The organism is Streptomyces sp. NPDC059787 (assembly GCF_042732315.1).
GTDB classification, from domain to species: Bacteria; Actinomycetota; Actinomycetes; order Streptomycetales; family Streptomycetaceae; genus Streptomyces; species Streptomyces atrovirens.
In genome coordinates, this window is record NZ_JBHWHX010000067.1 from 1 (window position 1) to 25,037 (window position 25,037).

Below are 25,037 nucleotides of genomic sequence, written 5' to 3' on the forward strand. Positions count from 1 at the left end.
GGCCGACGGAGCCGCCGGCGGCTGGGCCGCGGCGGGCTTGGGCGCTGCCGGCGGCTTCGGGGCAGCCGGACCCGGACGGGCCGCCTGCGCCGGGGACGGCGCGGCGGGCCTGGGGGCCGCCTTGCGGGGCGCGCCGGGCTTCGCGGCGGACTTGCCGTTGCCCCCGCCCTGCTGGAAGGCGTCGGTCAGCTTGCGTACTACGGGCGCTTCGATGGTCGAAGACGCCGAACGGACGAATTCACCGAGTTCCTGGAGCTTGGCCATGACGACCTTGCTCTCCACACCGAACTCCTTGGCGAGTTCGTAGACCCGGACCTTAGCCACTTCGCTCCTCTGAGGTCCGGGTTGCGTCCGGACCGTCGCTAGTTCATGGGCGTACTCATCGCGTACTCATCGAGTGCTCATCGCAATCTCGACCTGCTTTCGACTCGCGAGGTACCAGACCGCACGGGGACTTCCGTGCGGCATGTTCTTGCGTGTTGCCTGGCCAGCCGGCGGAGAGCCGCTGCTCAGCAACCTTGTGCCTGCTCGACGTAGAGGCGCAACGCCTTTACGTCGAGCGGTCCCGGGACGCGGAGCGCCCGTGGGAACGCCCTGCGGCGCACCGCCTGGTCGAGACAGACCGGGACGGGGTGCACATACGCACCCCGGCCGGGCAGCGTACCGCGAGGATCGGGGACGCACGCGTCCTCGGTCACCACGATGCGCAGCAGCTCGCTCTTGACCGCTCGCTCCCGGCACCCCACGCAGGTGCGCTCGGGGCATACGCCAGCACGTGTCCGGCCAGACACTCCTCAGTCTACCTCCCCGCGCCGACCTCACCCCTTTGGGGCAAGAATCGAACACTTGCCGCGCGCAAAGCTGTCGTGATCTCAGCGACCTGCGGCTTGGATCTATTCCTCGGTCTGTTCCGCGGTCTGTTCCGTGTCCGGCCGGATGTCGATCCGCCAGCCGGTCAGCCGAGCGGCGAGACGGGCGTTCTGCCCCTCCTTGCCGATCGCCAGGGACAGCTGGTAGTCCGGCACGATGACCCGGGCGGACCGGGCGGCCATGTCGACGATCTCCACCTTGGAGACCCGGGCCGGCGACAGCGCGTTCGCCACCATCTCGGCCGGGTCGTCGGACCAGTCGACGATGTCGATCTTCTCGCCGTTCAGCTCGCCCATGACGTTGCGCACCCGGCCGCCCATGGGGCCGATGCAGGCGCCCTTGGCGTTCAGGCCCGAGCGGGTGGAACGTACGGCGATCTTGGTGCGGTGGCCGGCCTCGCGGGCGATCGCGGAGATCTCGACGGACCCGTCGGCGATCTCCGGCACCTCCAGGGCGAAGAGCTTCTTCACCAGGTTGGGGTGCGTGCGCGACAGGGTGACGGACGGGCCGCGCACCCCCTTGGCCACCCGGACGACATAGCTGCGCAGCCGCATGCCGTGCGGGTAGGTCTCGCCGGGCACCTGCTCCTGCACCGGCAGGATGGCCTCCAGCTTGCCGATGTCGACCAGCACGTTCTTCGGGTCGCGGCCCTGCTGGACCACTCCGGTGACGATGTCGCCCTCGCGGCCGGCGTACTCGCCGAGCGTCGCGTCGTCCTCGGCGTCGCGCAGGCGCTGCAGGATGACCTGCTTGGCCGTGGTGGCGGCGATACGGCCGAAGCCGGACGGGGTGTCGTCGAACTCGCGGGCCTCCTGGCCCTCCTCGAGGTCCTCGGGGTCCTCCTTCGCCCACACGGTCACATGTCCGGTCTCCCGGTTGAGCTCCACGCGCGCGTGCCGGCGGCTTCCCTCGGTGCGGTGGTAGGCGATGAGGAGGGCCGATTCGATCGCTTCGACCAGCAGGCCGAGGGAGATCTCCTTCTCCCTCACCAAGAGCCGAAGTGCACTCATGTCGATGTCCACGATTACGCCTCCTCTTCCTTCTCGTTGTCCTTGCGGTTGAACTCGACCTGGACGCGCGCCCTGGTGATGTCGTCGAAGGCGAGTCTGCGCGCGGTGGCCTTGCGGCCCTTCACTCCGGGCACCTCGAGGTCGAGACCCTCGTCGTCGGCCTCGATGATCCTGGCGACCAGTTCGCCGCCCTCGGCGAGCTGGAACCGCACCAGGCGGCCGGTGGCGCGCGCGTAGTGCCGGTGCTCGGTGAGGAGACGCTCCGCGCCCGGGGTACCGACCTCGAGGGTGTACTCCGCGCTGCCCATCGCGTCCGTCTCGTCGAGCTTCACCGAGAGCGCGCGGCTCACATCGGCGATCCGGTCGAGGTCCGCTCCGGTGTCGGAGTCGACGACGACGCGCAGCACACGCTTGCGGCCGACCGCGTCCACGGCGATCTCTTCGAGATCCAGGCCCTGGGAGCTGACGAGCGGTTCCAGAAGTTCTCGGAGCCTCTCGCTCTGGGTGGTGCTCATCCGGGTGACTCCTCGGCCGCGTGTGCTGTTGTGGGACGGTGCGCGTGTCTGGTCAAAGGGTATCCGGTCGCGGAGGGTGTTGCTGTCCACCCGGTCACGGAGGGTGCCGCTGGGCGCCCCCGCGCGGGCGCACGGGTACGGTGATCACGGGCCCCGGCCCGCCCTTTTCCGTCGCCACGTTCGTACGAGCTTCCGAGGACGTCTGCCGTGTCGTTCCCCCTGTCTCCGCGCGCCCGTTCGGGGCCGCACAGAAGGAGTCTGCTCGCCGTCGCCCCGGCGGCCCTGCTGGTGGCGGGCTGCTCCGCCGGGTCCGAGGACTCCGGTGCCTCCGGCGGCAGCCGTCCCTCGGCCGCCGACCGGGCACGCGCGCGTGCGGCCCGGGACAGCAGGGAGCTGGCCGAGCGGTACGACGCGGTCGTGGCCGCGCATCCGAAGCTGGCGGAGCGGCTGCGTCCGCTGCGCGCGGAGGTCGTACGGCACGCGGAGGCGTTCGGGGAGACGGCGGAGCCCTCGCCGTCTCCGTCGCCGTCGTCCGGGACGGGCTCGCCCTCGGCCTCCGCGTCGGCCGCCGTGCCCGCCGTGCCCGCGAAGGAGAAGGACGCCCTCGCCGGACTCGCCGCCGCCGAGCGGGAGCTCGCCGACCGGCGCGCGAAGGCGCTGCTCGACGCGCCGGGCGAGCTGGCCCGGCTGCTGGCCTCGGTCGCGGCGGCCGGCGCGGCGCATGTGTATCTGCTGACGGAGGCATGAGGGTGAGCGAGTCGCGCGAGGCGAAGGACCGGGAACTGCGGGCTCTCCAGGCCGCGCTGGCGGCGGAGCACGCTGCGGTGTACGGCTACGGGGTCGTCGGCGGACGGATCGGCAAGGACCGGCGCACCGAGGCACGGACGGCGTACGACGCGCACCGGGCGCGCAGGGACGCACTGGTGCGCACGGTGAAGGACGCGGGGGGCGCGCCCGTCGCCGCCGCCGCGGGGTACGCGCTGCCGTTCCCGGTGCCGGACGCTGCGGCGGCACTCCGGCTGGCGGCGGAGCTGGAGGACAGGGTGGCCGGGGTGTACGCCGACCTGGTGCGCGCGAGCGGCGGCGAGCAGCGGCGGGGGGCCGCCGAGGCGATGCGGGAGGCGGCGGTGCGGTCGGTGCGCTGGAGCGGCGAGAGCGTAGCCTTCCCTGGGCTCGCCGAGCGGGGCGGTACGGCTTCGGGGACCCCGGCGCCGACGGCGTGACGGGACGGCGGGCACCGCGTACAGCAGGAAGGGAACGACTCGCGCATGGTTTTCGAACCGCCGAAGCGTCTGGTGAGGGCGCTCGGTGAGACGGCGCCCGAGGGCGACGACTGGCTGGAGAGGCTGCCGGAGGCGGCGCGCGAGGCCGTCGCACAGCGTGAGTTGACCGTGGAGCGGGTGCAGGTGCCGGGCGGGCGCAGCAGCCTGGTCGTGCTGGTGCGGACGGCCGACGGGACGCCCGCCGTGCTGAAGCTGGCGCCGCGCCGGGCGCGCCCGGAGAGCGAGCGGGCCGCGCTGGCCCACTGGGGCGGTCTGGGGGCGGTCCGGCTGCTGGAGCCGGTCTCGGGCGCGGCCGAGGGGGTGCTGTTGCTGGAGCGGCTGCATCCGGACGTGTCGGTGCGGTCGTTGCCGGAGGCGAAGGCGTTGCTGGAGGCGGCGGGGACGCTGCGCCGGCTCTGGGTGGACCCGCCGGAGGGGCACGGCTTCGAGACGGTGGCCGAGCGCACGGAGCGGCAGGCGCGGGCGATGCGGGCGAGCGCGGCGGCCGACCCGGAGGTGGCTCCGCTGGTGGAGGCGGCGCTGACGGCCCGCGAGGAGCTGCTGGCGGCGCCGCCCGAGCACCGGCTGCTGCACGGGACGTTCCGGCAGAGCAAGGTGCTGTCCGGGGAGCGGACGCCGTGGCTGGCGGTGGGGCCGGATCCGGTGGTCGGTGAGCACGCGTTCGACCTGGCGCGGCTGGTGCGGGACCGGGTGGAGGACCTCATCGCGCAGGCGTCGGGGGCGACGACGACCCGGCGGCGGGTGAAGCGGCTCGCGGAGTCCCTGGAGGTCGACCGCGAACGTCTGAGCGGCTGGACCCTGTTCCGCGCGGTGGAATCGGGCGTACGGGCCCGCCGCGTGGGCCGTGGACAGGACGCGGAACTGCTCCTGGAGTTCGCGAGCTGGCTCTGAGGGGTGCCGTTCGGACCTCGTCGAGGCCGCGGACCACGACACCGCTCCCCACGCTCGGCTCCGCTCTAGCGGGGACCCCCATGCGCGGGAGGTGCCCCCACCACCGGACCCCGCTCGGCTCGGCGGCGAGTCACCGCTCACCGGAGCCGGCCCGACCCGGATGGCGCCCCTGGGCCGGTTCCCGGTCCGGAGGCTCCGTCATACTTTTCCGCCGCGGTCCGTCAGGCCGGTGTCAGCAGGTGAGGCAGTCCGACGGAGATGGAAACGCGTGCGATCACGGCGGAGATCCCGATGGTTCCGCGGATGGCCGAGGATCCCGCGGAGCTCGTTGGTTCCGCGGACGGCCGAGGATCCCGCGGAGCTCGTTCCCGAGCCGGCGGAGGTGTCGGCGGCGCTGTTCGAGGTCACCGGCAACGGGTCGGTGCCGCGCCCCACGATCAGCCTGGTCCAGCTGCGCGCCGGCCGGATCGCCGGCAGCACCTGCCCGGCCGTCCTGCACACGGGCTTCCTGCGCAAGGCCGGGCAGGTCGGAGGAGCGGATCGCCTCGGTGGCGTTCTGGTGGGACTCGCCGCACCTCACCGGCGCCGAGCGCGCCGCGCCGGCCCTCGTGGAAGCCGGGCTCCAGCCGTCCGCGGACGGCGAGCGGGTATCCGACGCGCTGTACACGCGGGTGGCCGAGCACTACGGGCCGAAGGCGCTCGCCACCCTGGTGTTCACGATCGGCCGGGTCAACTCCTTCACCGCCGTCGCGCTCGTCGCCGAGCCGGTGTCCGGCCGGTCGTTCACCGACCCGTGGAAGCGAGACGGGCCGGGCGGGATCCGGGGCCCCTGCCGGTGGACGACCGGCACGGGCCCCGTGACGCCGTTACGCCGTGAGGCGGGCCACCGCCTCGTCGACCGTGAGTTCCTCGCGTTCGCCGGTGCGGCGGTCCTTGAGTTCGACGACGCCCTCGGCGGCGCGGCGGCCCGCGACCAGGATCCGCGGGACGCCGATCAGCTCCGAGTCGGTGAACTTCACGCCCGGGGAGACGCCGGGGCGGTCGTCGACCAGGACGCGGACGCCCGCGGCGGACAGCCTCTCGGAGACGTCGAGGGCCAGCTCGGTCTGGAGGGCCTTGCCGGCGGCGACCACGTGGACGTCGGCCGGGGCGACCTCGGCGGGCCAGCACAGGCCCTTGTCGTCGGCGGTCTGCTCGGCGAGGGCCGCCACCGCGCGGGAGACGCCGATGCCGTAGGAGCCCATGGTGACGCGGACCGGCTTGCCGTTCTGGCCGAGGACGTCGAGCTTGAGGGCGTCGGCGTACTTGCGGCCCAGCTGGAAGATGTGGCCGATCTCGATGGCGCGGTCCAGCCGCAGGCCCGTGCCGCACTTGGGGCAGGGGTCGCCCTCCTGCACCACCACGACGTCCACGTACGCGTCGACCTCGAAGTCACGGCCCGCGACCACGTTCTTCGCGTGCGTGTCGGCCTTGTTGGCGCCCGTGATCCAGGCGGTGCCGGGCGCGACGCGCGGGTCGGCGATGTACGTCACCTTGTCCAGGCCCTGCGGACCGACGTAGCCGCGCACCAGGTCGGGGCGGGCGACGAAGTCGGCCTCGGTGACCATCTCCACGGCGGCCGGGGCGAAGTGCGCCTCGACCTTGTCCATGTCGACCTCGCGGTCACCGGGGACGCCCACGGCGACGATCTCGCCGTCGACCTTGACCAGCAGGTTCTTCAGCGTGGCCGAGGCCTCGACGCCGAGCGACGCGGCGAGGGTCTCGATGGTCGGGGTGTCGGGCGTCGGGATGTCCTCGGCGGCCGGGACACCGGCGGCGTCGACCGGCTTCAGCTCGTAGGCGATCGCCTCGGTGTTGGCGGCGAAGTCGCAGTTCGGGCAGTCCGCGAAGGTGTCCTCGCCGGCCTCGGCGGGGGCGAGGAACTCCTCGGACTTGGAGCCGCCCATGGCGCCGGCGGTGGCCGCGCAGATGCGGTAGTCCAGGCCCAGGCGCTCGTAGATCTTCTGGTACGCCTGGCGGTGCAGGGCGTACGACTTCGCCAGGCCCTCGTCCTCCAGGTCGAAGGAGTAGGAGTCCTTCATCAGGAACTCGCGGCCGCGCAGGATGCCGGCGCGGGGGCGGGCCTCGTCGCGGAACTTGGACTGGATCTGGTAGAGGATCACCGGCAGGTCCTTGTAGGAGGACGCCTGGTCCTTCACCATCAGCGTGAAGATCTCCTCGTGGGTGGGGCCGAGGAGGTAGTCGCCGCCCTTGCGGTCCTGGAGGCGGAACAGCTCGGGGCCGTACTCGTCCCAGCGGCCGGTCGCCTCGTAGGGCTCACGCGGCAGCAGCGCGGGGAGCAGCACCTCCTGGGCGCCGATGGCGTCCATCTCCTCGCGGACGATCCGCTCGACGTTGGCGAGGACCTTCTTGCCGAGGGGCAGCCAGGTCCAGATGCCGGCGGCGGTGCGGCGCACATAGCCGGCCCGGACGAGAAGCTTGTGGCTGAGGACCTCGGCGTCCGCCGGGTCGTCGCGCAGCGTCTTCGCCATCAACTGGGACATGCGCTGGACCGGTGCGTTCGCCATGGTTTCCGTACTCCTGCTGCGTCTGGGTGATGACAGGAGGTTAGCCGGGCGGGACGGGACGGCGGAAATCCATTGTCCCTATCGGCGGAGGAGGGGCAGCGGGGCGCCCATGACGGCGTACGGCTTGGGGGCGCTGGGGAAGAGGACCTGGCGGGCGAGGTCCTGGTAGCCGAGCGAGCGGTACAGACGGCGGGCGGGGCTCTCGATGTCGATCGCGGAGAGGATCGAGCGGGGCTGCTCGGCGCCGTCGGTGATCGTGGTGATCAGGGCGCGGCCGATGCCGTGCTTCTGGTGCCGGGGGTGGACGTGCAGCTCGGTGATGACGAAGGAGTCGTCGAGCCAGTCGTCGTGGCCGCGGGCGCGCAGATAGGGCTCGACGACGGTGGACCACCAGTGGGCGCGGTCGTTGGGCATGCCGTAGACGAAGCCGGCCAGGCGGCCCCTGACGGTGGCGCCGAAGGCCCGGGCGCCCGGGAGGGTCATGTGCCGCAGCACGATCTGCCGGCGTACGGCCACCTCGTCGGGGCCGAGCCCGAACGCCACCGCCTGCACCGCCAGCGCCTCGTCGACGTGGCCGGGGAGGTCGAGGGGGCCGATCACGATGTCGTCGGGGCGGGGGCGGCCGTGACCGGGAAAGCGCACCATGCCGGGGAGACTACAGGGCGTGCCCCGTCAGAACAGCACGCTCATGAAGGCACCGACCTCCTGGAAGCCCACCTTCTCGTACGTCCTGCGGGCGGGGGTGTTGAAGTCGTTGACGTAGAGGCTCGCCACGGGCGCTATCTCCGTCAGGGCGTAACGCAGGACGGCCGCCATGCCGGGTGCGGCGACGCCCCTGCCCCGGTGCTCGGGGGCCACCCATACGCCCTGGATCTGGCAGGCGCGGTCGGTCGCGGCGCCGATCTCGGCCTTGAAGACGACCTTGCCGTCGGTGCCGAAGCGGGCGAAGGCGCGGCCGGCGCCGACGAGTTCGGCGACCCGGGCCTGGTAGAGCAGGCCGCCGTCGCCGGCCAGCGGGGAGACGCCGACCTCCTCGGTGAACATCGCCACGCACGCCGGCATGACCGTCTCCAGCTCGTCCTTGCGGACACGGCGGACGTAGGGGTCGGGGGCTATGTGCTCGGACAGGCGGTCGGTGACCATGAGGGGCTGGTGGGTGCGGACCTCGCGGGCCGGGCCCCACTGGGGTTCGAGCAGCCGCCAGAGCGCGGCGGTGGGCTCGGCCGGGCCGACGATCGAGGAGCAGCGGCGGCCGGCCCGGCGGGCACGGTCGGCGAAGGCCCGGACGGCCCGGGGGGTGGCGCAGATGGGCACCAGATTGGCGCCGGCGTAGCACAGGGACGTCAGGACGCCCCCCTCGTACCAGCCCCACATCTCGCCGCCGAGCCGCCACGGGTCCAGGCCCGCGATCCGGACGCGGGCCGTCACGAAGGCGTTCGCGACCGGCTCGCGGTCGAGTACGGCGAGTGCGGCGTCCAGGTCACTCGGTTCGAGGACCCGGGATGTGGTCTGCGTCAACACGTGCGGGGCCTCACACTGGGGTCTGCTGATTTCTCCGCACTGTACCTTCGCGAGCTGGGGACCGCCGCCCCCGGATCCCCGCTTCGGCCCGGAGAAGGTCTCGTCCTCACGTGCCGGACGGCCGGATCGCGCCGCCCGGCACGTGTGAGGGCCCGTCAGCCCGCCACCGAGATCTGCGGTTCGCCCGACGTCACGCCGTCCTTCTCCATCTGCTCGGCGATCTTCATCGCCTCCTCGATCAGCGTCTCCACGATCTTCGACTCGGGGACGGTCTTGATGACCTCGCCCTTCACGAAGATCTGCCCCTTGCCGTTGCCGGAGGCGACGCCGAGGTCGGCCTCACGAGCCTCGCCGGGGCCGTTGACGACGCAGCCCATGACGGCGACGCGCAGCGGTACCTCCATGCCCTCCAGGCCCGCGGTGACCTCCTCGGCGAGCTTGTAGACGTCGACCTGGGCGCGTCCGCAGGAGGGGCAGGAGACGATCTCCAGTCCGCGCTGGCGCAGGTTCAGCGACTCCAGGATCTGGATGCCGACCTTGATCTCCTCGACCGGCGGCGCGGACAGCGACACCCGGATGGTGTCGCCGATGCCCTGGGAGAGCAGCGCGCCGAAGGCGACGGCCGACTTGATGGTGCCCTGGAAGGCGGGCCCGGCCTCGGTGACGCCGAGGTGGAGGGGGTAGTCGCACTGGGCGGCGAGCTGGCGGTAGGCCTCGACCATGACGACCGGGTCGTTGTGCTTGACGGAGATCTTGATGTCGCGGAAGTCGTGCTCCTCGAAGAGGGACGCCTCCCACAGGGCGGACTCGGCCAGCGCCTCGGGGGTCGCCTTGCCGTACTTCTGGAGCAGGCGCCGGTCCAGCGAGCCGGCGTTGACGCCGATGCGGATCGGGGTGCCGTGGTCCTTCGCCGCCTTGGCGATCTCCTTGACCTTGTCGTCGAACTGCTTGATGTTGCCGGGGTTCACCCGGACCGCCGCGCAGCCGGCCTCGATGGCCGCGAAGACGTACTTGGGCTGGAAGTGGATGTCGGCGATCACCGGGATCTGCGACTTCTTCGCGATCACGGGCAGCGCGTCGGCGTCGTCCTGCGTGGGGCAGGCGACCCGGACGATCTGGCAGCCGGAGGCGGTGAGCTCGGCGATCTGCTGGAGGGTGGCGCCGATGTCGGACGTGCGCGTGGTCGTCATCGACTGCACGGACACCGGGGCGTCCCCGCCCACCGCCACGGATCCGACCTGGATCTGCCGGCTCTTCCGGCGCTCGGCGAGCTTGGTCGGAACGGACGGCATGCCGAGAGAAATCGCAGTCATCTGCTGTGCAACCCCAAGTCGTGGATCTAGGTCCGGCTCCCCGTGAGCAGCGGGCTCCGGGCTCCGAGATTACGGCAATGGCCAACGCCCGAGCACATCCCGCCCCTGAACCCGCTCAAAGGGCGACGGCCCGGAACCAAAGGGTCCCAGGCCGTCGTGAACATCGGGTGTCGCCTTCCGGGGGCTACGAGATCCGTACCGGATTCACCACGTCCGCGATCAGGACGAGGATGGTGAAGCAGACGAAGACCCCTGCCACCACATAGGCCACCGGCATCAGTTTCGCCACGTCGAACGGGCCCGGGTCCGGGCGGCGCAGCACCTTGGCGAGGTTGCGGCGCAGCGACTCCCACAGGGCGCCCGCGATGTGCCCGCCGTCGAGCGGGAGCAGCGGGAGCATGTTGAACAGGAACAGGGAGAGGTTGAAGCCGGCGAGCAGCATCACGAACATGGCGAGCTGCTGCGAGGCGGGGATGTCGAGGGTGGCGATCTCGCCGCCGACCCGGGCCGCGCCGACGACGCCCATCGGGGAGTCGGGTTCGCGGGGGCCGTCGCCGAAGGCCGCGTCCCACAGGGCGGGGATCTTGGACGGCAGGGCGGCGAGGGAGTCGACGGCGTCGCCGACCCGGTCGGTCATCCAGGTCACGGAGTCGCCGAAGTCCTGTCTGACGACTCCGGTGGCCGCGCTGAAGCCGAGGAAGCCGGCCTTGACGTACTCGCCCTCGACGTAGGCGCCGTTGCCGTCCTTCTTGGCGACCATGTTGGTCGCGATCTTCGCCTGGAGGGTGACCTCCCGGCCGTCGCGTTCGACGACGATCGGCACGCTCTTGCCGGCGCTGTCGCGGATGAGGTCGGAGAGGGTGCCCCAGTCGTCGGTCCTGACGCCGGCGAAGGCGACGATCCTGTCGTCGGCCTTCATCCCGGCGGCGGCGGCCGGGGACTGGGGGTCGGACTTCTTGCAGTCGTCCCGGTTCTCGGTCTGCGAGATCACGCACTGCGAGACCGAGCTGACGGTGGTGGTCTGCTGCTGGATGCCGAAGCCCATCAGCACGGTGAGGAACAGCGCCACCGCGAGGATCAGGTTCATGAACGGGCCCGCGAACATCACGACGACCCGTTTCCACGGCTTGCGCGTGTAGAACAGGCGCTTGTCGTCGCCGGGCCTGAGCTCCTCGAAGGCGGCGGAGCGGGCGTCCTCGATCATGCCGCGCCACGGCGAGGTGGAGCGGGCCTCCAGTCTGCCGTCGGGGCCGGGCGGGAACATGCCGATCATGCGGATGTAGCCGCCGAACGGGATCGCCTTGACGCCGTACTCGGTCTCGCCCTTGTTGCGCGACCAGATGGTGGGGCCGAAGCCGACCATGTACTGGGGCACGCGGATGCCGAACATCTTGGCCGTGGACAGATGGCCCAGCTCGTGCCACGCGATCGAGAACAGCAGGCCGGCCGCGAAGACGACTATGCCGAGGATGAACATCAGGGTCGTCATGCACGCGCCTCCGCGCTCGCCGTCCGGTCGGTCAGTTCCCGGGCCCTCGTCCGCGCCCAGGTCTCCGCTTCGAGGACGTCCGACACGGTCAGTGAAGTTCCCGTCGTGGGGGTGCCGTGTTCCTCGACGACCCGGGTGACGGTCTCCATGATCCCGTTGAAGGGCAGCGTGCCGGCGCGGAACGCCTCCACGCACTCCTCGTTCGCGGCATTGAACACCGCCGGGGCGGTTCCCGCGAGCTCGCCGACGTGCCGGGCGAGGTTCACCGAGGGGAACGCCTCGTTGTCGAGGGGGAAGAACTCCCAGGTGGACGCCTTGCTCCAGTCGAAGACCGGGGCGGCGTCGGGGACCCGTTCGGGCCAGCCGAGACCGATGGCGATCGGCCCGCCCATGTCGGGGGGCGTCGCCTGGGCCAGTGTCGATCCGTCCGTGAACTCAACCATCGAGTGGACATACGACTGCGGGTGCACGACGACCTCAATGCGGTCGAAGGGAATGTCGTACAGCAGGTGCGCCTCGATGACCTCCAGGCCCTTGTTGACGAGGGTCGCGGAGTTGATCGTGATGACCGGGCCCATGGCCCAGGTGGGGTGCGCGAGGGCGTCCTCGACGGTGACGTCGGCCAGCTGCTCCTTGGTGCGGCCGCGGAAGGGGCCGCCGGAGGCGGTGACGACGAGCCTGCGGACGTCCGCGCGGGTGCCGGCGGCCAGCGCCTGGAAGAGGGCGGCGTGCTCGGAGTCGACCGGGATGATCTGACCGGGCTTGGCGAGGGCCCTGACCAGCGGGCCGCCGACGATGAGCGACTCCTTGTTGGCGAGCGCGAGGGTGCGGCCCGCCTCCAGGGCGGCGAGGGTCGGGGCGAGACCGATGGAGCCGGTGATGCCGTTGAGGACGGTGTGGCAGTCGGAGGCGGCGAGCCGAGTGGCCGCGTCCTTCCCGGCCAGGATCTCGGGCAGCGGCTCCCCCGCCCCGTACCGCTCGGACAGCGCCTCGCGCAGCGCCGGTACGACGTCCTCGCGGGCGACGCCGACGGTACGCACCCGCAGCCGGTGGGCCTGCTCGGCGAGGAGGGCGACCCGGCCGCCGTTGGCGGACAGGGCGGTGACCCGGAAGCGGTCGGGGTTGCGCAGCACGAGGTCGATGGCCTGGGTGCCGATCGACCCGGTGGAGCCGAGGATCACCACGTCCTTCGGTCCGTCTCCCGCCACGGGGTCGTAGACGAGGTGCGGGTCGGCGAGGGGGGCTGGGCTGTCGGTCATCCCCCCATTGTGGCCGTACCGCGTGTCCTGAAGGACAGGGGTGCCGTTCTGGTACGTGGCAGGTCGTCGGACCCGCCCACGCGGATATACTGTAATCAACTTTGGATATATGGAGGTGCCGTCATGGCCAAGACCCTGATCGACATCGACGAGGAACTGCTCGCGAAGGCGGCCATAGCATTCGGCACCAAGACGAAGAAGGACACCGTGAATGCGGCACTGAGGGACAGTGTCGAACGCAAGAAGCGCGCCCTCGCGCTGGCCCGCCTGGCCGCACGCGCCGACGCGGGCGACTTCGACGTGCTCTTGGACAAGGCGAACTATCGCCGATGACTGCCGCCACCTTCCTCATCGACAACAGCGCCCTGGTGCGAATCCTCCGGCTACCGGCCCGTGCTCGCTGGGAGAGATCACTGACGGAGGGCGTCATCGCCCGCTGCCCGGTCACCGAGATCGAGTTTCTGTACAGCGCCAGAAACGCCGAGGAGCGCGAGCAACTGGTCGAGGACCTGGATGAGCTGTTCGGCTGGGCCCCGCTCGACGACCGGGCACTGACACGCGCCTGGACCGTGCAGAAGGAGCTCACGGCGAAAAGCCGGCACCGCTCGGCGGGCGCGGTCGATCTGCTGGTCGCCGCGACCGCCGAGTTGCAGGGCCTCACCGTGCTGCACTATGACAACGACTTCGAGACCATCGCGTCGGTGACGGGCCAGCCGACCCAGTGGCTGGCGCCCCCGGGCAGTTTGTAACCGACTGTCACCTGATCGGCCGGTGCGCGTTCTCCCGCTCGGAGGGGCCCGGGGTGGCGTCCGCGATCCAGGGGCCGTCGTCCGAGGGGTCGATGATGCCCTGCTCCAGCCACTCGTACGTGCCGGAGAGCACGCCCTTGACGACCTTGCGGTCGACGTCGTCGGTGTTGGTCCACAGGCGGTCGAAGAGCTCCTCGACGCGGACGCGGGCCTGGCGGCAGAAGGCGTCGGCGAGCTGGTAGGCCTCGCGGCCGTTCTCGCCGCGGCCGCGCAGGAGTTCCGCGCGGACGCAGGCGGCGCTCATGGCGAACAGTTCGGCGCCGATGTCGACGATCCGGCCCAGGAAGCCCTGCTTGGTCTCCATCCTCCCCTGCCAGCGGGACATGGCGTAGAAGGTGGAGCGGGCCAGCTTGCGGGAGGTCCGCTCGACGTAGCGCAGGTGCCCGGACAGGTCGACGCCGTGCTTGAACCCGCCGTAGGAGCCGGGGAGCTGTCCGGGGCCCGCGACGAGTTTCGGCAGCCACTTGGCGTAGAAGACGCCCGCGCCCGCGCCCGCCCTCGCCTTGTCGCCGAGGGACTTCTCGGGGTCGATCAGGTCGCCGGCGACCGAGAGGTGGGCGTCGACGGCCTCGCGGGCGATCAGCAGGTGCATGATCTCCGTGGAGCCCTCGAAGATGCGGTTGATGCGCAGGTCGCGCAGCATCTGTTCGGCCGGGACCGCCCGCTCGCCGCGTGCCCGCAGGGACTCGGCGGTCTCGAAGCCGCGTCCGCCGCGGATCTGGACCAGTTCGTCGGCCATCAGCCAGGCCATCTCCGAGCCGTACAGCTTGGCGAGGGCGGCCTCGATGCGGATGTCGTTGCGGTCCTCGTCGGCCATCTGCGAGGAGAGGTCGACCACGGCCTCCAGGGCGAAGGTGGTCGCCGCGATGAACGCGATCTTGGAGCCGACGGCCTCGTGCAGCGCCACCGGCTTGCCCCACTGCTCCCGGGCCGCCGACCACTCGCGGGCGATCTTCAGGCACCACTTCCCGGAGCCGACGCACATCGCGGGCAGGGACAGCCGGCCGGTGTTGAGCGTGGTCAGGGCGATCTTCAGGCCCTGGCCCTCCTCGCCGATGCGGTGGGCGGCGGGGACGCGGACCCGGTGGAAGCGGGTGACGCCGTTCTCCAGTCCGCGCAGGCCCATGAAGGCGTTGCGGTTCTCCACGGTGACGCCCTCGGAGGCCGCCTCGACCACGAACGCGGTGATGCCGCCCCGGTGGCCCTCGGACTTCGGTACCCGCGCCATGACCACGAGGAGGTCGGCGACCACGCCGTTGGTGGTCCACAGCTTCACTCCGTCGAGGACGTACTCGTCGCCCTCGGGGACGGCGGTGGTGGCCAGCCGTGCCGGGTCCGAGCCGACGTCCGGCTCGGTGAGCAGGAAGGCCGAGATGTCGGTGCGGGCGCAGCGCGGCAGGAACGTCTCCTTCTGCTCCCGCGTGCCGAAGATCTTCAGCGGCTGCGGTACGCCGATCGACTGGTGCGCGGAGAGCAGCGCGCCGATCGCCGGGCTGGCGGAGCCGACCAGGGCGAGGGCCTTGTTGTAGTAGACCTGGGTGAGGCCGAGGCCGCCGTACTTGGTGTCGATCTTCATGCCGAAGGCGCCGAGCTCCTTGAGCCCGGTGATCACGTCGTCGGGGATCAGGGCGTCGCGCTCGATCCGGGCGCCGTCGATCTTCGTCTCGCAGAAGTCGCGGAGCTTGGCGAGGAACTCCTCGCCGCGCTGGACGTGCTCGTCGGCGGGCAGGGGGTGGGGGTGGATCAGGTCGAGCCGGAAGCGGCCGAGGAACAGTTCCTTGGCGAAGCTGGGCTTGCGCCAGTCCTGTTCCCGGGCGGCCTCCGCCACCTGGCGGGCCTCACGTTCGGTGACGGTGGGCCGGGACGGGGACGGGGGTGACTCGGGTGTTGCGGACATGAGGCTCACCTCGCCGCGAAGGGGACGGTGTCATTGCATTACCGACTGGTGCTACCCGATCGTATGTACCCGATCCGTAGCCGCCCCGCCACCCTTCGTGCGGCCGTACGGCCGACACGCCCACCCTCGGAGGGCGGACGGAAGTGAGGGACAATTCCTCCGGCACCCCCTCCAGTCCGACCCGGCTCCGGAGAAAGCTGTCGAAGCGCTTCGACAGCCTATGGACACCCGTCATCCTGTGAGGCTACTGTCGGATCACCCTCACCCACCCCCTGTACATCGCGCGCACTGTCGAAGCGCTTCACAAGCTTGGAGACTGGATGGTCACCCTCGCCGAGGTCGCCCAGCACGCCGGAGTCTCCGCGAGCACGGTGAGCTATGTCCTCAGCGGCAAGCGGTCCATCTCCGTGAACACCCGGCAGCGGGTCGAGCGGAGCATCCGCGAACTCGGGTACCACCCGAACGCCGGGGCCCGCGCCCTGGCCAGCAGCAGGTCCAACATCATCGCGCTGATGATCCCGCTGCGTACGGACATGTACGTGCCGGTGATGATGGAGATCGCCATCGCGGTGGCCACCACGGCCCGCACCCACGGGTACGACGTGCTGCTGCTCACCGGTGAGGAGGGCCCGGACGCGGTGCGCCGGGTCGCGGGCAGCGGACTCGCCGACGGCATGATCCTGATGGACGTCGAACTCGACGACGAGCGCCTCCCGCTGCTGCGGGAGACCGACCGGCCGGCGGTGCTGATCGGTCTTCCCGCCGACACCACCGGCCTGACCTGCGTCGACCTCGACTTCAAGGCCACCGGTGCGCTGTGCGTGGAGCACCTCGCCAAGCGGGGACACCACGACATCGCCGTCATCGGCGAGGCACCGGCGGTCTACGAACGGCACACCGGCTTCGCCGAGCGCACCCTGGACGGACTGCGCGGCCGGGCGCGGGAGCTGGGACTGCGGCTGCTGCACCGGCCCTGCGAGGGCGGGTACGACGCGATGGCCGTGACGCTCGCCCGGATCCTCGACGAACGCCCCGGCACCACGGGCTTCGTCGTGCAGAACGAGGCGGCGGTGGAACCGCTGCTCGCCCTGCTGCGGCAGCAGGGCCGGGCCGTGCCCGAGGACGTCTCGGTGGTCGCGATCTGCCCGGAGCAGGTCGCCGTGCAGGCCTCGGTGCGGCTGACGTCGGTCGCCGTCCCCGCGCAGGAGATGGGCCGGCTCGCCGTGGAACAGCTGGTCGCCAAGCTCGACGGGCGGGGCGGCGACGAGGTCGTGCTGATCGCGCCCGAACTGACCGTCCGCGCCAGCTCGGGCCCGTCACCCGCCCAGTAGCCCACCCGCCCGGTGACCCGTCCGCTGTCACTCGCGGCGCCACAGCGCCGGAACGCCCGGCGGCTCCCAGCCGGTCATCGAGGTGTGGGCCTGCAGACAGCGGTACCCGGCGCCCCCGTAGGTGACCCGGTCGCCCGTCGCGTACGGGTGGCCGGGAGCCCAGCTTCCGCCCGGCGGGTCGGTGGGCGGGTCCGTCGGCGGATCCGTCGGGTCGCCCTCGACGTCGAGCACGAAGTCGAAGGTGGCTTCCTTGCCGCCGCTGACGTTGCGGACGTTCATCAGCAGCGCCGGGTCGTAGATCGTGTCCGTGTTGTTGCGGGGCTCGCCGGGGAAGTACAGCTGGGTGGTGAGCACGGGCTCGCCGGGTGCCTGCGCCTTGACGTGGATGTGCCGGGTGCGACCCGGATAGAGACCGGGCACGATCGTCCGCAGGCTGAAGGCGCCGGAGGCGTCGGTGAACTGGTGTCCGCGGAAGGTGTATCCGACGTTGTCGTAAGCGCCCGCGTTGTCGGCCTGCCAGAAATCGAGCAGGACCCCGCTCAGCGGGACGCAGTTGCGCCCGAAGACGTAACCGCTGACGGTGAGCGGGGTGCCCGGGGCGCCCGGAGTCACGAGGTTGCCGCGCAGCGGGGAGTTCGGCTTGAAGTAGGGACCCTCCATCTGGGGGATCGTGGGGTCGTCGCCGTCGTCGCAGAACGGTGTCGGTGCGAGGTCCCGTCCCCGGGTGCCGGCGTCCCTGGCGAGCGCCACCGTGCCCGTGGCGAGCAACGGGACGGTGGCACCGGCGGCGACGGCCGCCCTGAGCAGGTTCTTGCGGCTGATCCGGCGGTCGGCACCGGTACCGGTACCGGGTTCATCGGGAGCGGATGGTGTCATGGCGGATTCCTCGGTCTCCTCGGTGGGGGCGGAAGGACGGGGCGTGCCTGACCTGGAACGCGCCCGCGAACGCGGGGCGGGCGAACCGTGCCTCGCGGACGCGCTCCACTGTGATCGCCGAAAACGTAGTCGCGCCGGTCACCGCGCCGGAACTCCCGCCCCGGCCCCTGCACGGCGTTATGGCGGCCGGGCGGCACCGGGAAGCACGAGGCCGCCCGCACCGGTGCACCGGTGCGGGCGGCACGGAGGTGCGGTGACTAACCGCCCGACACCGTCAGGTTGTTGGTGCGGAAGTCCAGCCCGCCGGACGACGAGGTGATCTCGTAGCCGAACTGCACGTCACCGATGGTCTCGTTGCCCATCCAGCCCTTGGTGTCCTTGATCCACTTGAGGATCGGGAGGATGTTGACGGTGCCGGAGTTCGAGTCCGAGGTGCGCAGGAACGAGAAGACCTCGTTGGCGCCGTTGTTCCCCTTGTAGACGTTCCAGGTGTGGCCGCCGAGGCTCACGGTGCCCTGCGAGGAGCCGAGCGGGCCGACGGCCCCGTTGTAGTTGACCCAGAGCATGATCTCGTAGTCGTAGTCCGTGTCCCAGATGTCGTACGAGGTGTTGTACGCGCCCGCGGACGGGACGGTGACGTTGTAGCTGCTGGTGAGCGAGGCGAGGGAGGTGATCGACTTGTTGATCACCTTCTTGGCGTTCGGGTAGGACTTGATGCCGCCGGTGTTGGGGTGGTTCGCCCACACGCCCCAGTTGGTGCCGGAGTTGGCCCAGACGCACTGGGCGCCGGCGCCGGAGCCCCAGATGTTGTTGTAGAGCGTGTAGCCGTTGAGGCCGGTGTTGCCCCACTGGTCGCAGGAGCTCCAGACGGCGGCGTGCGCGGGGGCGGAGGCGAGTCCGACCGTCGCGCCGAGCGCGAGGGCGGGCGCCAGCAGGACCTTGGTGATCCTGCTCAAGGTGCTTGGTGCCATGGCTTTCCTTCCATGGGTGGGGGGAATTGCGGGGGGTCACCGCGCCTTCGGGGTGAGGACGCGGTCTTCTCCGGCGACGAGGTCGAGCGGTTCGACGCCGGCGGAAGTCCACAGATCGATGCGGTGGGTACGGGTCGGCCGGACGACGGCGGTGACGGCGTCCGGGGACCAGGTGAGGTCGAGTTCGGCACCGAAGCGGGTGCGGATGCCGCGCAGTTCGCCGCTCGGGTACGCCGGCAGGGGCGCCGGCAGCAGGACCAGCCGGTCGGGGGTGGACTGGACGAGCGCCTCGATCAGCACGGCGGGGAGGGTGTGGGCGGCGTCCGCGTTGTAGACGTGGCGGTTCGGGTAGTGGGCGCTCATCAGGGAGGCGTGGAAGAAGTCGCCGTCGAGGACCTGGCCGAGCGCGTGGGTGACCCGCTCGCCGTCCCGGAGGCGGGCCGCGATCAGCGCGTGGTGCAGATGGCCGTGCGCGGAGTCGTTCTCGGCGCCGCGCAGTTCCAGGGCGCGGTGGGCGGCGGCGGCCAGGTCCGGGGTGTCGTAGGGGGTGATCTCGTCCAGGGGCCAGACGCCGTAGAGGTGGCTGAGGTGGCGGTGGTCGTAGGAGTCCTCCAGGCCGGGCCACGCCCATTCGGCGAGCGCTCCGTCGGCGTTGATCCGGTGCGGGGGCAGCCGGTCGGCGAGCGCGCGCCAGCGGTCTGCGTGCTCCGGGTGGTACGCGGCGGCGGTCAGGAGGGCGTGGCGGGCGGCGGAGAGGTCCATGGCCGCGTCGACGGTGCCCCAGCTGGCGTTGGCGGGCCGGTTCTCGGGCGAGTAGGAGGGGACGACGACCAGCCGTCCCCCGCTGTCGGTGCGGGTGAGGAAGTCCTCGTAGAACAGGGCGACTTCGGCGAGCGCGGCGGCGGTGTGCGGGTCGTGTTCACCACGGGTCTCGTCGTGGTCGACGAGGGGCTTGAGCAGCCAGTCGGCGCCGGCGGTCCACAGGTGCAGCGGGTACTCGCGGCTGAAGTGGTACGAGTGCCCCGACTCGCCGTCGCTGTGGGCGGGCGCGACGACGCCCCGGGCGCCGAAGACCGCGCGGGCGTTGTCCCGCCAGTCGGGCAACTGCCGCCTGATCAGGGCGGCCAGTGCCTCGGTGACCTCGGGGAGGGCCGCCGCGGCGGCGGAGGCGGTCTGGAGGTTGAGGTTGGCGTCGTTGGTGAAGGCGCCGGACCAGGCGGTGTCCCAGTCGCCGGTCCACAGTCCGGTGAGGCGGGGCGGGAACAGGCCGCTGGAGGACAGCAGGTGGTAGCGGCCGGCCGCGAAGAGCCGTTCGAGCAGGGCGGCGCTGCGCGGCCGGGCGAGCAACTCGGATCCCGGCAGGGCGCGTTCGTCCGGGTCGGCGGCGAGGTCCAGGGTGACGCGTTCGTAGGCGGTGCGGTGCAGGGGGAGGTGGCGGGCGAGGAGGTCGTCGTACGGGGTCCCGGGGACGTCGTCGAGCAGATCGCGCAGGGCGCGGCCCTCGGCGACCACGTCGAGTTCTCCGGTGTGCCGCCGCACCCGGGTGAGCAGCAGCACCGACCGCGCGCCCTCGACGCGCAGGCCCGGCGGGGCGAGCGCCGTGCGGCCGCCGGTGACGGCGACCAGGGTGACACCGGTGCAGGCGAGGTCGCTGCCCGGGTAGCGGGCGCGCAGGCTGAGCAGGGCGCCCTCGGGGGTGAGGACGGCGCCGTGGCCGACGCCCAGGCCGGTGGGGGCGCTCGGGAGCCGGTGGTCCAGGGAGATGTCGAGGGTGAGTCCGGGGCCGGTGACGTGCTGGACGATCACGTCGTCGGCGCGGGAGACGAAGACCCGGCTGGTCCGGTCGGCGCCGGCCGCCTCGGCGACGCCGGTGGCGAAGTCGAGCGTACGGCGGTATCCGTCCTGGCCCTGGTGGCCGTCCGGGCGGCGCAGGCGGACCTGGAAGGCGGGGTGGAAGGGCTGCACCCACTGCAGCGACCGGCCGTCGGTGAAGCCCTCGGCGGCGGTCGGGTCGCCGGCGAGCAGCCGGTCCTGGAGGTCGGACAGTCCGTCGGCGAGCCGGGGCGGCAGCCGGTTCTGGTCGGCACCCTCGCCCGGACGGACGAGGGTGTGGTGGGTGACGACGGTCCGGTCGTCGTCCGGATCGCCGAACACGAGGGCGCCGTGGTGGCCGTTGCCGCTCAGGAAGGCGTCCTCCCAGCGGGCGGCCGGCCGCGGCTCCCAGGTTCCGTGGACGGGCGTGGCGCTCATGGCTTCAGCACCGCCACGCCGTAGCGGCCGAGGGTGATCCGGTCGGTCACGGTGTTCTCCGTCAGCAGGTCGTGGTGGGTTCCCGGGATGTCCACGGTGACCGGCTCGCGGTCGTGGTTGAGCAGGAACAGCAGCTCACCGCGGCGGACCGCCTCGACTCCGTCCGGGAGCCCGTCGAGCACCGGCCGGACGCCCGCGCCGGTGGCGACGCGGGTCAGCAGGGCGCGCAGCGCCTCCGGTTCGGGGAGCGTCGAGACGTACCAGGCGCGGCCCTTGCGCAGCACGGCGGGCAGTCCGTCGAGTTCCCCGCCCTTGTACGGGACGGTCTCGTCGGCGGTGCCGTCGGGCTCCAGTTCCTCGGACCACAGGGTGCCGCGCAGACCGCCCTCGCAGTCGGCGGTCTCCCCCGCGTCCAGCGGCCACCACTCGTGCAGGGTGCGGATGCCGAACAGCTCGCGCAGCCGGGCGTCCATGGCGCCGGGCCGGACCCGGTCGTCCTGGTCGGCGACGCCGGTCAGGAAGCCGCAGACGAGGGTGCCGCCGCCGCGTACGTAGGCCAGCAGGTTGTCGACGGCCGCGTCCGTGAGGAGGTAGAGCTGCGGGACGACGACGAGCCGGTAGCCGGTCAGGTCGTGTTCGGGGTGGGCGAAGTCGGTGGTCAGATGGGCCTGCCAGAGGGCGCGGTGCCAGGCGCTCAGGACCTGCGGGTAGTCGACCTCGTGGGAGGGGCGGGCCTCCTGGTCGCCGGCCCACCAGGAGTGCCAGTCGTGCAGCACGGCGACGTCGGCGGTGATCCGGCCGCCGCTGGTGTGCGGGGCGATCCGGGCGAGGTCCGCGCCGAGTTGCCTGACCTCCTGGTACGTACGTCCCTGCGCGCCCGCGTGGCCGACCATTCCGGAGTGGAACTTCTCGGCGCCCTGCCGGGACTGGCGCCACTGGAAGTAGCAGACGGCGTCGGCGCCGCGGGCGACGGCCTGGAGGGACCACAGCCGGTTGAGGCCGCGCGGCCTGGGGTGGTTCACCCGGCGCCAGTTGACCGCTCCGGCCGCCTGCTCCATGAGCATCCAGGGCCCGCGGGCCTGGGAGCGGGTCATGTCCTGGACCAGGGCGCCGCTCTGCGCGCCGAGGGGGTCGCGCGGGTCGGGGTAGAGGTCGACGGAGACGACGTCCTCCTCCTCGGCCCAGCGCCAGGCGTCCTGGCCGGCCCACAGCGGCATGAAGTTGGTGGTGACCGGCAGGCGCGGGGTGTGCCGGCGGACGATGTCGCGTTCGGCGGTGTAACACTCCAGGAGCATGTCGGACGTGAAGCGCTTGAAGTCCAGCACCTGGGTGGGGTTCTTCAGGTAGTGCGCGTGGCGGGGCGGCAGCACCTCGGCCCAGTCGCCGTAACCCTGGCTCCAGAAGGCGGTGCCCCAGGCGGTGTTGAGGGCGTCGAGGGAGCCGTAGCGGTGGCGCAGCCAGTCACGGAAACGGGCGGCGGCCTCGTCGCCCCAGTCGTAGGTGCAGTACTCGTTGTTGATGTGCCACAGGGTGAGGGCCGGGTGGGTGGCGTAACGGGCGGCCAGGTCCTCGGTGATGGCGGCGGCGTAGCGGCGGTAGGTGGCGCTGGAGTGCGAGAAGTGCTGGCGCCCGCCCCACCACTCGGTCCGGCCCTCCGCGTCACGGGGCAGGGTGTCCGGGTGGAGGTGCCCCATCCAGGGCGGCGGGGAGGCGGTCGGGGTGGCGAGGACGACGCCGATGCCGTTGTCGTGCATCAGGTCCATCAGCCGGTCCAGCCAGCCGAAGTCCCTCTCTCCGGGGCGGGGTTCGAGTTTCGACCAGGAGAAGACGCCGAGGGTGACGGAGTTGACGCCGGCCTCCTTCATGAGGCGGACGTCCTCGTGCCAGATCTCCTCGGGCCACTGCTCGGGGTTGTAGTCGCCGCCGTAGAGGAGGCGGCCACGGGTGGCGTCGTTCAGGTTCGGCATCAGACGGGCTCCCCGTACTGGATTCCGCGCCCGTTGGTGGCGAGGTAGACCCGGCCGTGGACGCGCGGGTCGCCGGTGATGGTCTCGCCGGTCCAGCCCCACTGGTGGTCGTCGTCGTTGATCCGCACCCAGGTCCTCGCCCCGTCGTCGGAGCGGTAGACGGCGGTGATGGTCCCGGTGGAACCGACCTGGTAGACCGCCGGGTAGTCGGCGCCGTCGGCGGCCTTGCCGAAACCGAGGGTGTAGGAGGCCCAGCAGGTCTCCACCTTGGCGAAGTTCTCGCCCCCGTCAGTCGATCGGTACAGCCCGTTCCACTTGGTGCTCAGCCACAGGTCGCCGGTGCGGCCGGGCGCCGCGACCAGCTTGAACTGGCTGTCACCGGCAGGCAGTCCGGTCGCACGGGCGGTGAAGGAGCGGCCGCTGTCGGTGCTGGCGAGCAGCGTTCCCGTGTCGGTGTCGTACGCGTAGAAGAGCGTTGGGTCGGCCGGGTCGGCGACCGGCGTGGCGCCCTTCGGGAAGGAGGTGATCTCGGTCCATGTGGTGCCGTTGTCCGCCGAGCGGTGGGCCGGGTACTTGGTGCCGTCCCAGTGCACGAAGGACCACAGGAGCACGCTGCCGTCGGCGTTGACGGCGATCGGCCCCGGTGCGTCCTTGGCGATGGAGGGCTGGGCCGCGAAGGGCGCCCAGGTCCGCCCGCCGTCGTGGGAGAAGGCGCCGTTGCCGTGGTCGCCCCAGCCCGCCCGGACGACGTACGCCGGTCTGCGCGCGGCCTGCGCGAGTCCCGTCGCCGACCCGGACACGGGGTTCGTCGCCATGCCGTGCGCCGGGGACGAGGTGAGCCGCTCGTGGTACATCACGCCGATGTCCCGCGACCCGCTGATCAGGTGCGCCCTCCCGACCGGGGGCGAGACGAGCTGGGTCACGGACGCCTCCTCCAGGCCGCGGATCTGCGGGGCCCAGTGGCGCAGGTCGCGGGTGCCGTAGAGGGTGGCGCCGGTGCCGTACACGAGGTGCTCCGAGTCGTACGGGTCGAGGGCGAGCGCCTGGATCCACCAGCCGAACTTGGGCTTGCCCTCGCCCCAGTTCAGGTACGGCGTCTCGGACACGTTGAGGACGGCGGTGTCCTTCAGCGAGCGCCAGTTGCGACCTCCGTCGGTGGACCGGTACAGGGTGTCGACCGCCGCCCAGCGGTTGTTGGTGGAGACGACGACGGTGCCGGGGCGGCGGGCGTCGACGGCGACCCCGCCGTAGCCGAAGGTGTCGGCGGAACCCTCGTCGGTGGTCCCGCCCGGCTTCACCGGCGTGACCTCGGTCCACTTGCCGCTCGTGGTGCGCAGCTTGTGCACACTGCCGTCGGACTGGCCGTTGGGGCCGGGCGCGTCGGCGTACGTCACGTACAGCTCGCGGGTGTGCCGGTCGTACGCGGCCCGGATCGGCACGCGGGCGGCGGTGCCGGACGGCTGCCCGGGGACCGCCTCCCAGGTGGTGCCGTCGGCCGTGCGGAACAGGTTCGCACCGCCGCCGTCGCCCCAGCCGGCGTAGACGGTGCGCCCGGCGGCGACGAGAAGCGTGACGCCCTGACCGGTGGCGGACGGGGCGGCCGGGAACCCGCTCACCGGCGCCCAGGTGGCGCCCCGGTCGGTGGACCTGAGCAGTCCGTCGTGCCGGGTGCCGAGCCACAGGGTGTCGCTGTCCCGCGGGTCCACGAGGAGCCGCTCCCCCGCGCCCCGGCCGTCCTCGTTGGCGCCGAGCTTCACGGTGAGGTCGGTGCGCCGCCAGGTGGCGCCGCGGTCGTCCGAGCGCAGGACGGCGCCGTTGCTCCCCCACGACTGGGCGTAGGTGCCGCAGGCGAGGTACAGCCGGTCCGGGTGGGCGGGGTCGACCGCCATCGCCTCGACACCGAGCAGGTTCCAGTCGTCCCACCCGATGTGGTCGAGGAGCGGGACCCAGCGGTCACGCCGGTCGTCCCAGCGGTAGGCGCCCCCGATGTCGGTCCGGGCATAGGCGAGCCCGCGCACCCGGGGATGGAACAGCACACCGGTGATGAACCCGGTCCCGCCGATGACGACGTTGCGCCAGCGGTAGGAGGAGGACCCGGCGGCCGACGCCTGGCCGGCGAGAACGGGAACACCGGCGACAGCGGCGACGGCCGCAGCTCCGGCAAGAACGGCACGCCGACTCAAGGAAGACGCGAACATGACAGAACCTCGCCTGTGAG

At 71.8% G+C, this 25,037-nt stretch carries 22 protein-coding genes; 6 read left to right on the forward strand and 16 right to left on the reverse strand.

Features of this window, described 5'->3' with window-relative positions; genetic code table 11:
- From ACFV5H_RS34980 to rimP, 4 genes are all read right to left on the reverse strand, one after another.
- Nucleotides 1-324: translation initiation factor IF-2 N-terminal domain-containing protein (locus ACFV5H_RS34980; protein ID WP_385198781.1), on the reverse strand; the 324-nt coding region annotated here is incomplete at its 3' end.
- 185 nt (nt 325-509) lie between these two features.
- Nucleotides 510-791, reverse strand: a complete 282-nt coding sequence (locus ACFV5H_RS34985; RefSeq protein ID WP_361749721.1) for a YlxR family protein — start codon at nt 789-791, stop codon at nt 510-512.
- 102 nt (nt 792-893) lie between these two features.
- The gene (nusA, locus tag ACFV5H_RS34990; protein WP_385198783.1) at nt 894-1,892 is read right to left on the reverse strand and encodes a transcription termination factor NusA; all 999 of its coding nucleotides are present in this window, start codon (nt 1,890-1,892) and stop codon (nt 894-896) included.
- Nucleotides 1,893-1,894: 2 nt separating this feature from the next.
- Entirely contained in the window at nt 1,895-2,395 is a 501-nt protein-coding gene (rimP, locus tag ACFV5H_RS34995) for a ribosome maturation factor RimP (RefSeq protein ID WP_385056934.1), read from the reverse strand.
- Between the two features lie 207 nt (nt 2,396-2,602).
- Between rimP and ACFV5H_RS35000 the strand changes: the two genes are divergently transcribed.
- Genes ACFV5H_RS35000 through ACFV5H_RS35010 form a run of 3 tightly spaced genes read left to right on the forward strand, consistent with a single transcriptional unit; the run spans nt 2,603 to nt 4,569 of the window.
- Nucleotides 2,603-3,142 (forward strand): hypothetical protein, encoded by a 540-nt coding sequence (locus tag ACFV5H_RS35000; protein WP_385198785.1) that lies wholly within the window; start codon nt 2,603-2,605, stop codon nt 3,140-3,142.
- Entirely contained in the window at nt 3,139-3,618 is a 480-nt protein-coding gene (locus tag ACFV5H_RS35005; protein ID WP_385198787.1) for a ferritin-like domain-containing protein, read from the forward strand. Before ACFV5H_RS35000 ends, ACFV5H_RS35005 begins: the two co-directional genes overlap by 4 nt.
- A 45-nt stretch (nt 3,619-3,663) precedes the next feature.
- On the forward strand, nt 3,664-4,569 hold the full coding sequence (locus ACFV5H_RS35010) for an aminoglycoside phosphotransferase family protein (protein WP_385056941.1): 906 nt from the start codon (nt 3,664-3,666) through the stop codon (nt 4,567-4,569).
- 866 nt (nt 4,570-5,435) lie between these two features.
- Here the strand turns inward: ACFV5H_RS35010 and ACFV5H_RS35015 are convergent.
- From ACFV5H_RS35015 to dxr, 6 genes are all read right to left on the reverse strand, one after another.
- Entirely contained in the window at nt 5,436-7,136 is a 1,701-nt protein-coding gene (locus ACFV5H_RS35015; RefSeq protein WP_385056946.1) for a proline--tRNA ligase, read from the reverse strand.
- Between the two features lie 78 nt (nt 7,137-7,214).
- On the reverse strand, nt 7,215-7,781 hold the full coding sequence (locus ACFV5H_RS35020) for a GNAT family N-acetyltransferase (protein WP_385056948.1): 567 nt from the start codon (nt 7,779-7,781) through the stop codon (nt 7,215-7,217).
- 27 nt (nt 7,782-7,808) lie between these two features.
- Entirely contained in the window at nt 7,809-8,657 is an 849-nt protein-coding gene (locus ACFV5H_RS35025; RefSeq protein WP_385056951.1) for a GNAT family N-acetyltransferase, read from the reverse strand.
- Nucleotides 8,658-8,812: 155 nt separating this feature from the next.
- Complete coding sequence (gene ispG / locus ACFV5H_RS35030; RefSeq protein WP_385198789.1) at nt 8,813-9,970, reverse strand: flavodoxin-dependent (E)-4-hydroxy-3-methylbut-2-enyl-diphosphate synthase; 1,158 nt, start codon at nt 9,968-9,970, stop codon at nt 8,813-8,815.
- Nucleotides 9,971-10,154: 184 nt separating this feature from the next.
- A complete protein-coding gene (locus tag ACFV5H_RS35035) occupies nt 10,155-11,447 on the reverse strand; it encodes a M50 family metallopeptidase (protein WP_385057734.1) in 1,293 nt (430 codons plus the stop codon).
- A gap of 8 nt (nt 11,448-11,455) precedes the next feature.
- The gene (gene dxr, locus ACFV5H_RS35040) at nt 11,456-12,718 is read right to left on the reverse strand and encodes a 1-deoxy-D-xylulose-5-phosphate reductoisomerase (protein WP_385057731.1); all 1,263 of its coding nucleotides are present in this window, start codon (nt 12,716-12,718) and stop codon (nt 11,456-11,458) included.
- Between the two features lie 123 nt (nt 12,719-12,841).
- On the opposite strand from dxr, the gene ACFV5H_RS35045 reads away from it, so the two are divergent.
- Both ACFV5H_RS35045 and ACFV5H_RS35050 read left to right on the forward strand, forming a co-directional pair.
- A complete protein-coding gene (locus ACFV5H_RS35045; protein ID WP_385057729.1) occupies nt 12,842-13,051 on the forward strand; it encodes a type II toxin-antitoxin system VapB family antitoxin in 210 nt (69 codons plus the stop codon).
- Nucleotides 13,048-13,467 carry a PIN domain nuclease gene (locus tag ACFV5H_RS35050; RefSeq protein ID WP_385198790.1) on the forward strand — a complete coding sequence of 140 codons (420 nt, stop codon included), beginning with the start codon at nt 13,048-13,050 and terminating at the stop codon, nt 13,465-13,467. Before ACFV5H_RS35045 ends, ACFV5H_RS35050 begins: the two co-directional genes overlap by 4 nt.
- A 7-nt stretch (nt 13,468-13,474) precedes the next feature.
- On the opposite strand, the gene ACFV5H_RS35055 is transcribed toward ACFV5H_RS35050, so the two are convergent.
- A complete protein-coding gene (locus ACFV5H_RS35055; RefSeq protein WP_385057725.1) occupies nt 13,475-15,424 on the reverse strand; it encodes an acyl-CoA dehydrogenase family protein in 1,950 nt (649 codons plus the stop codon).
- A 320-nt stretch (nt 15,425-15,744) separates the two neighbouring features.
- Between ACFV5H_RS35055 and ACFV5H_RS35060 the strand changes: the two genes are divergently transcribed.
- Nucleotides 15,745-16,755: a LacI family DNA-binding transcriptional regulator gene (locus ACFV5H_RS35060; RefSeq protein ID WP_385057724.1), complete on the forward strand. Its 1,011-nt coding sequence runs from the start codon at nt 15,745-15,747 to the stop codon at nt 16,753-16,755.
- Between the two features lie 27 nt (nt 16,756-16,782).
- Here the strand turns inward: ACFV5H_RS35060 and ACFV5H_RS35065 are convergent, their stop codons facing one another.
- The 5 genes from ACFV5H_RS35065 to ACFV5H_RS35085 form a co-directional block, all read right to left on the reverse strand.
- Nucleotides 16,783-17,631, reverse strand: coding sequence for a carbohydrate-binding protein (locus ACFV5H_RS35065; protein ID WP_385198792.1), 849 nt, complete (start codon nt 17,629-17,631; stop codon nt 16,783-16,785).
- Between the two features lie 257 nt (nt 17,632-17,888).
- Nucleotides 17,889-18,602 carry a hypothetical protein gene (locus tag ACFV5H_RS35070; protein WP_385198793.1) on the reverse strand — a complete coding sequence of 238 codons (714 nt, stop codon included), beginning with the start codon at nt 18,600-18,602 and terminating at the stop codon, nt 17,889-17,891.
- 36 nt (nt 18,603-18,638) lie between these two features.
- Nucleotides 18,639-20,852: a glycoside hydrolase N-terminal domain-containing protein gene (locus ACFV5H_RS35075; protein ID WP_385057719.1), complete on the reverse strand. Its 2,214-nt coding sequence runs from the start codon at nt 20,850-20,852 to the stop codon at nt 18,639-18,641.
- Nucleotides 20,849-22,819 (reverse strand): beta-galactosidase, encoded by a 1,971-nt coding sequence (locus ACFV5H_RS35080; RefSeq protein ID WP_385057717.1) that lies wholly within the window; start codon nt 22,817-22,819, stop codon nt 20,849-20,851. Before ACFV5H_RS35080 ends, ACFV5H_RS35075 begins: the two co-directional genes overlap by 4 nt.
- Complete coding sequence (locus ACFV5H_RS35085; protein ID WP_385198795.1) at nt 22,819-25,017, reverse strand: 1,4-beta-glucanase; 2,199 nt, start codon at nt 25,015-25,017, stop codon at nt 22,819-22,821. Before ACFV5H_RS35085 ends, ACFV5H_RS35080 begins: the two co-directional genes overlap by 1 nt.
- Nucleotides 25,018-25,037: the final 20 nt, after the last annotated feature.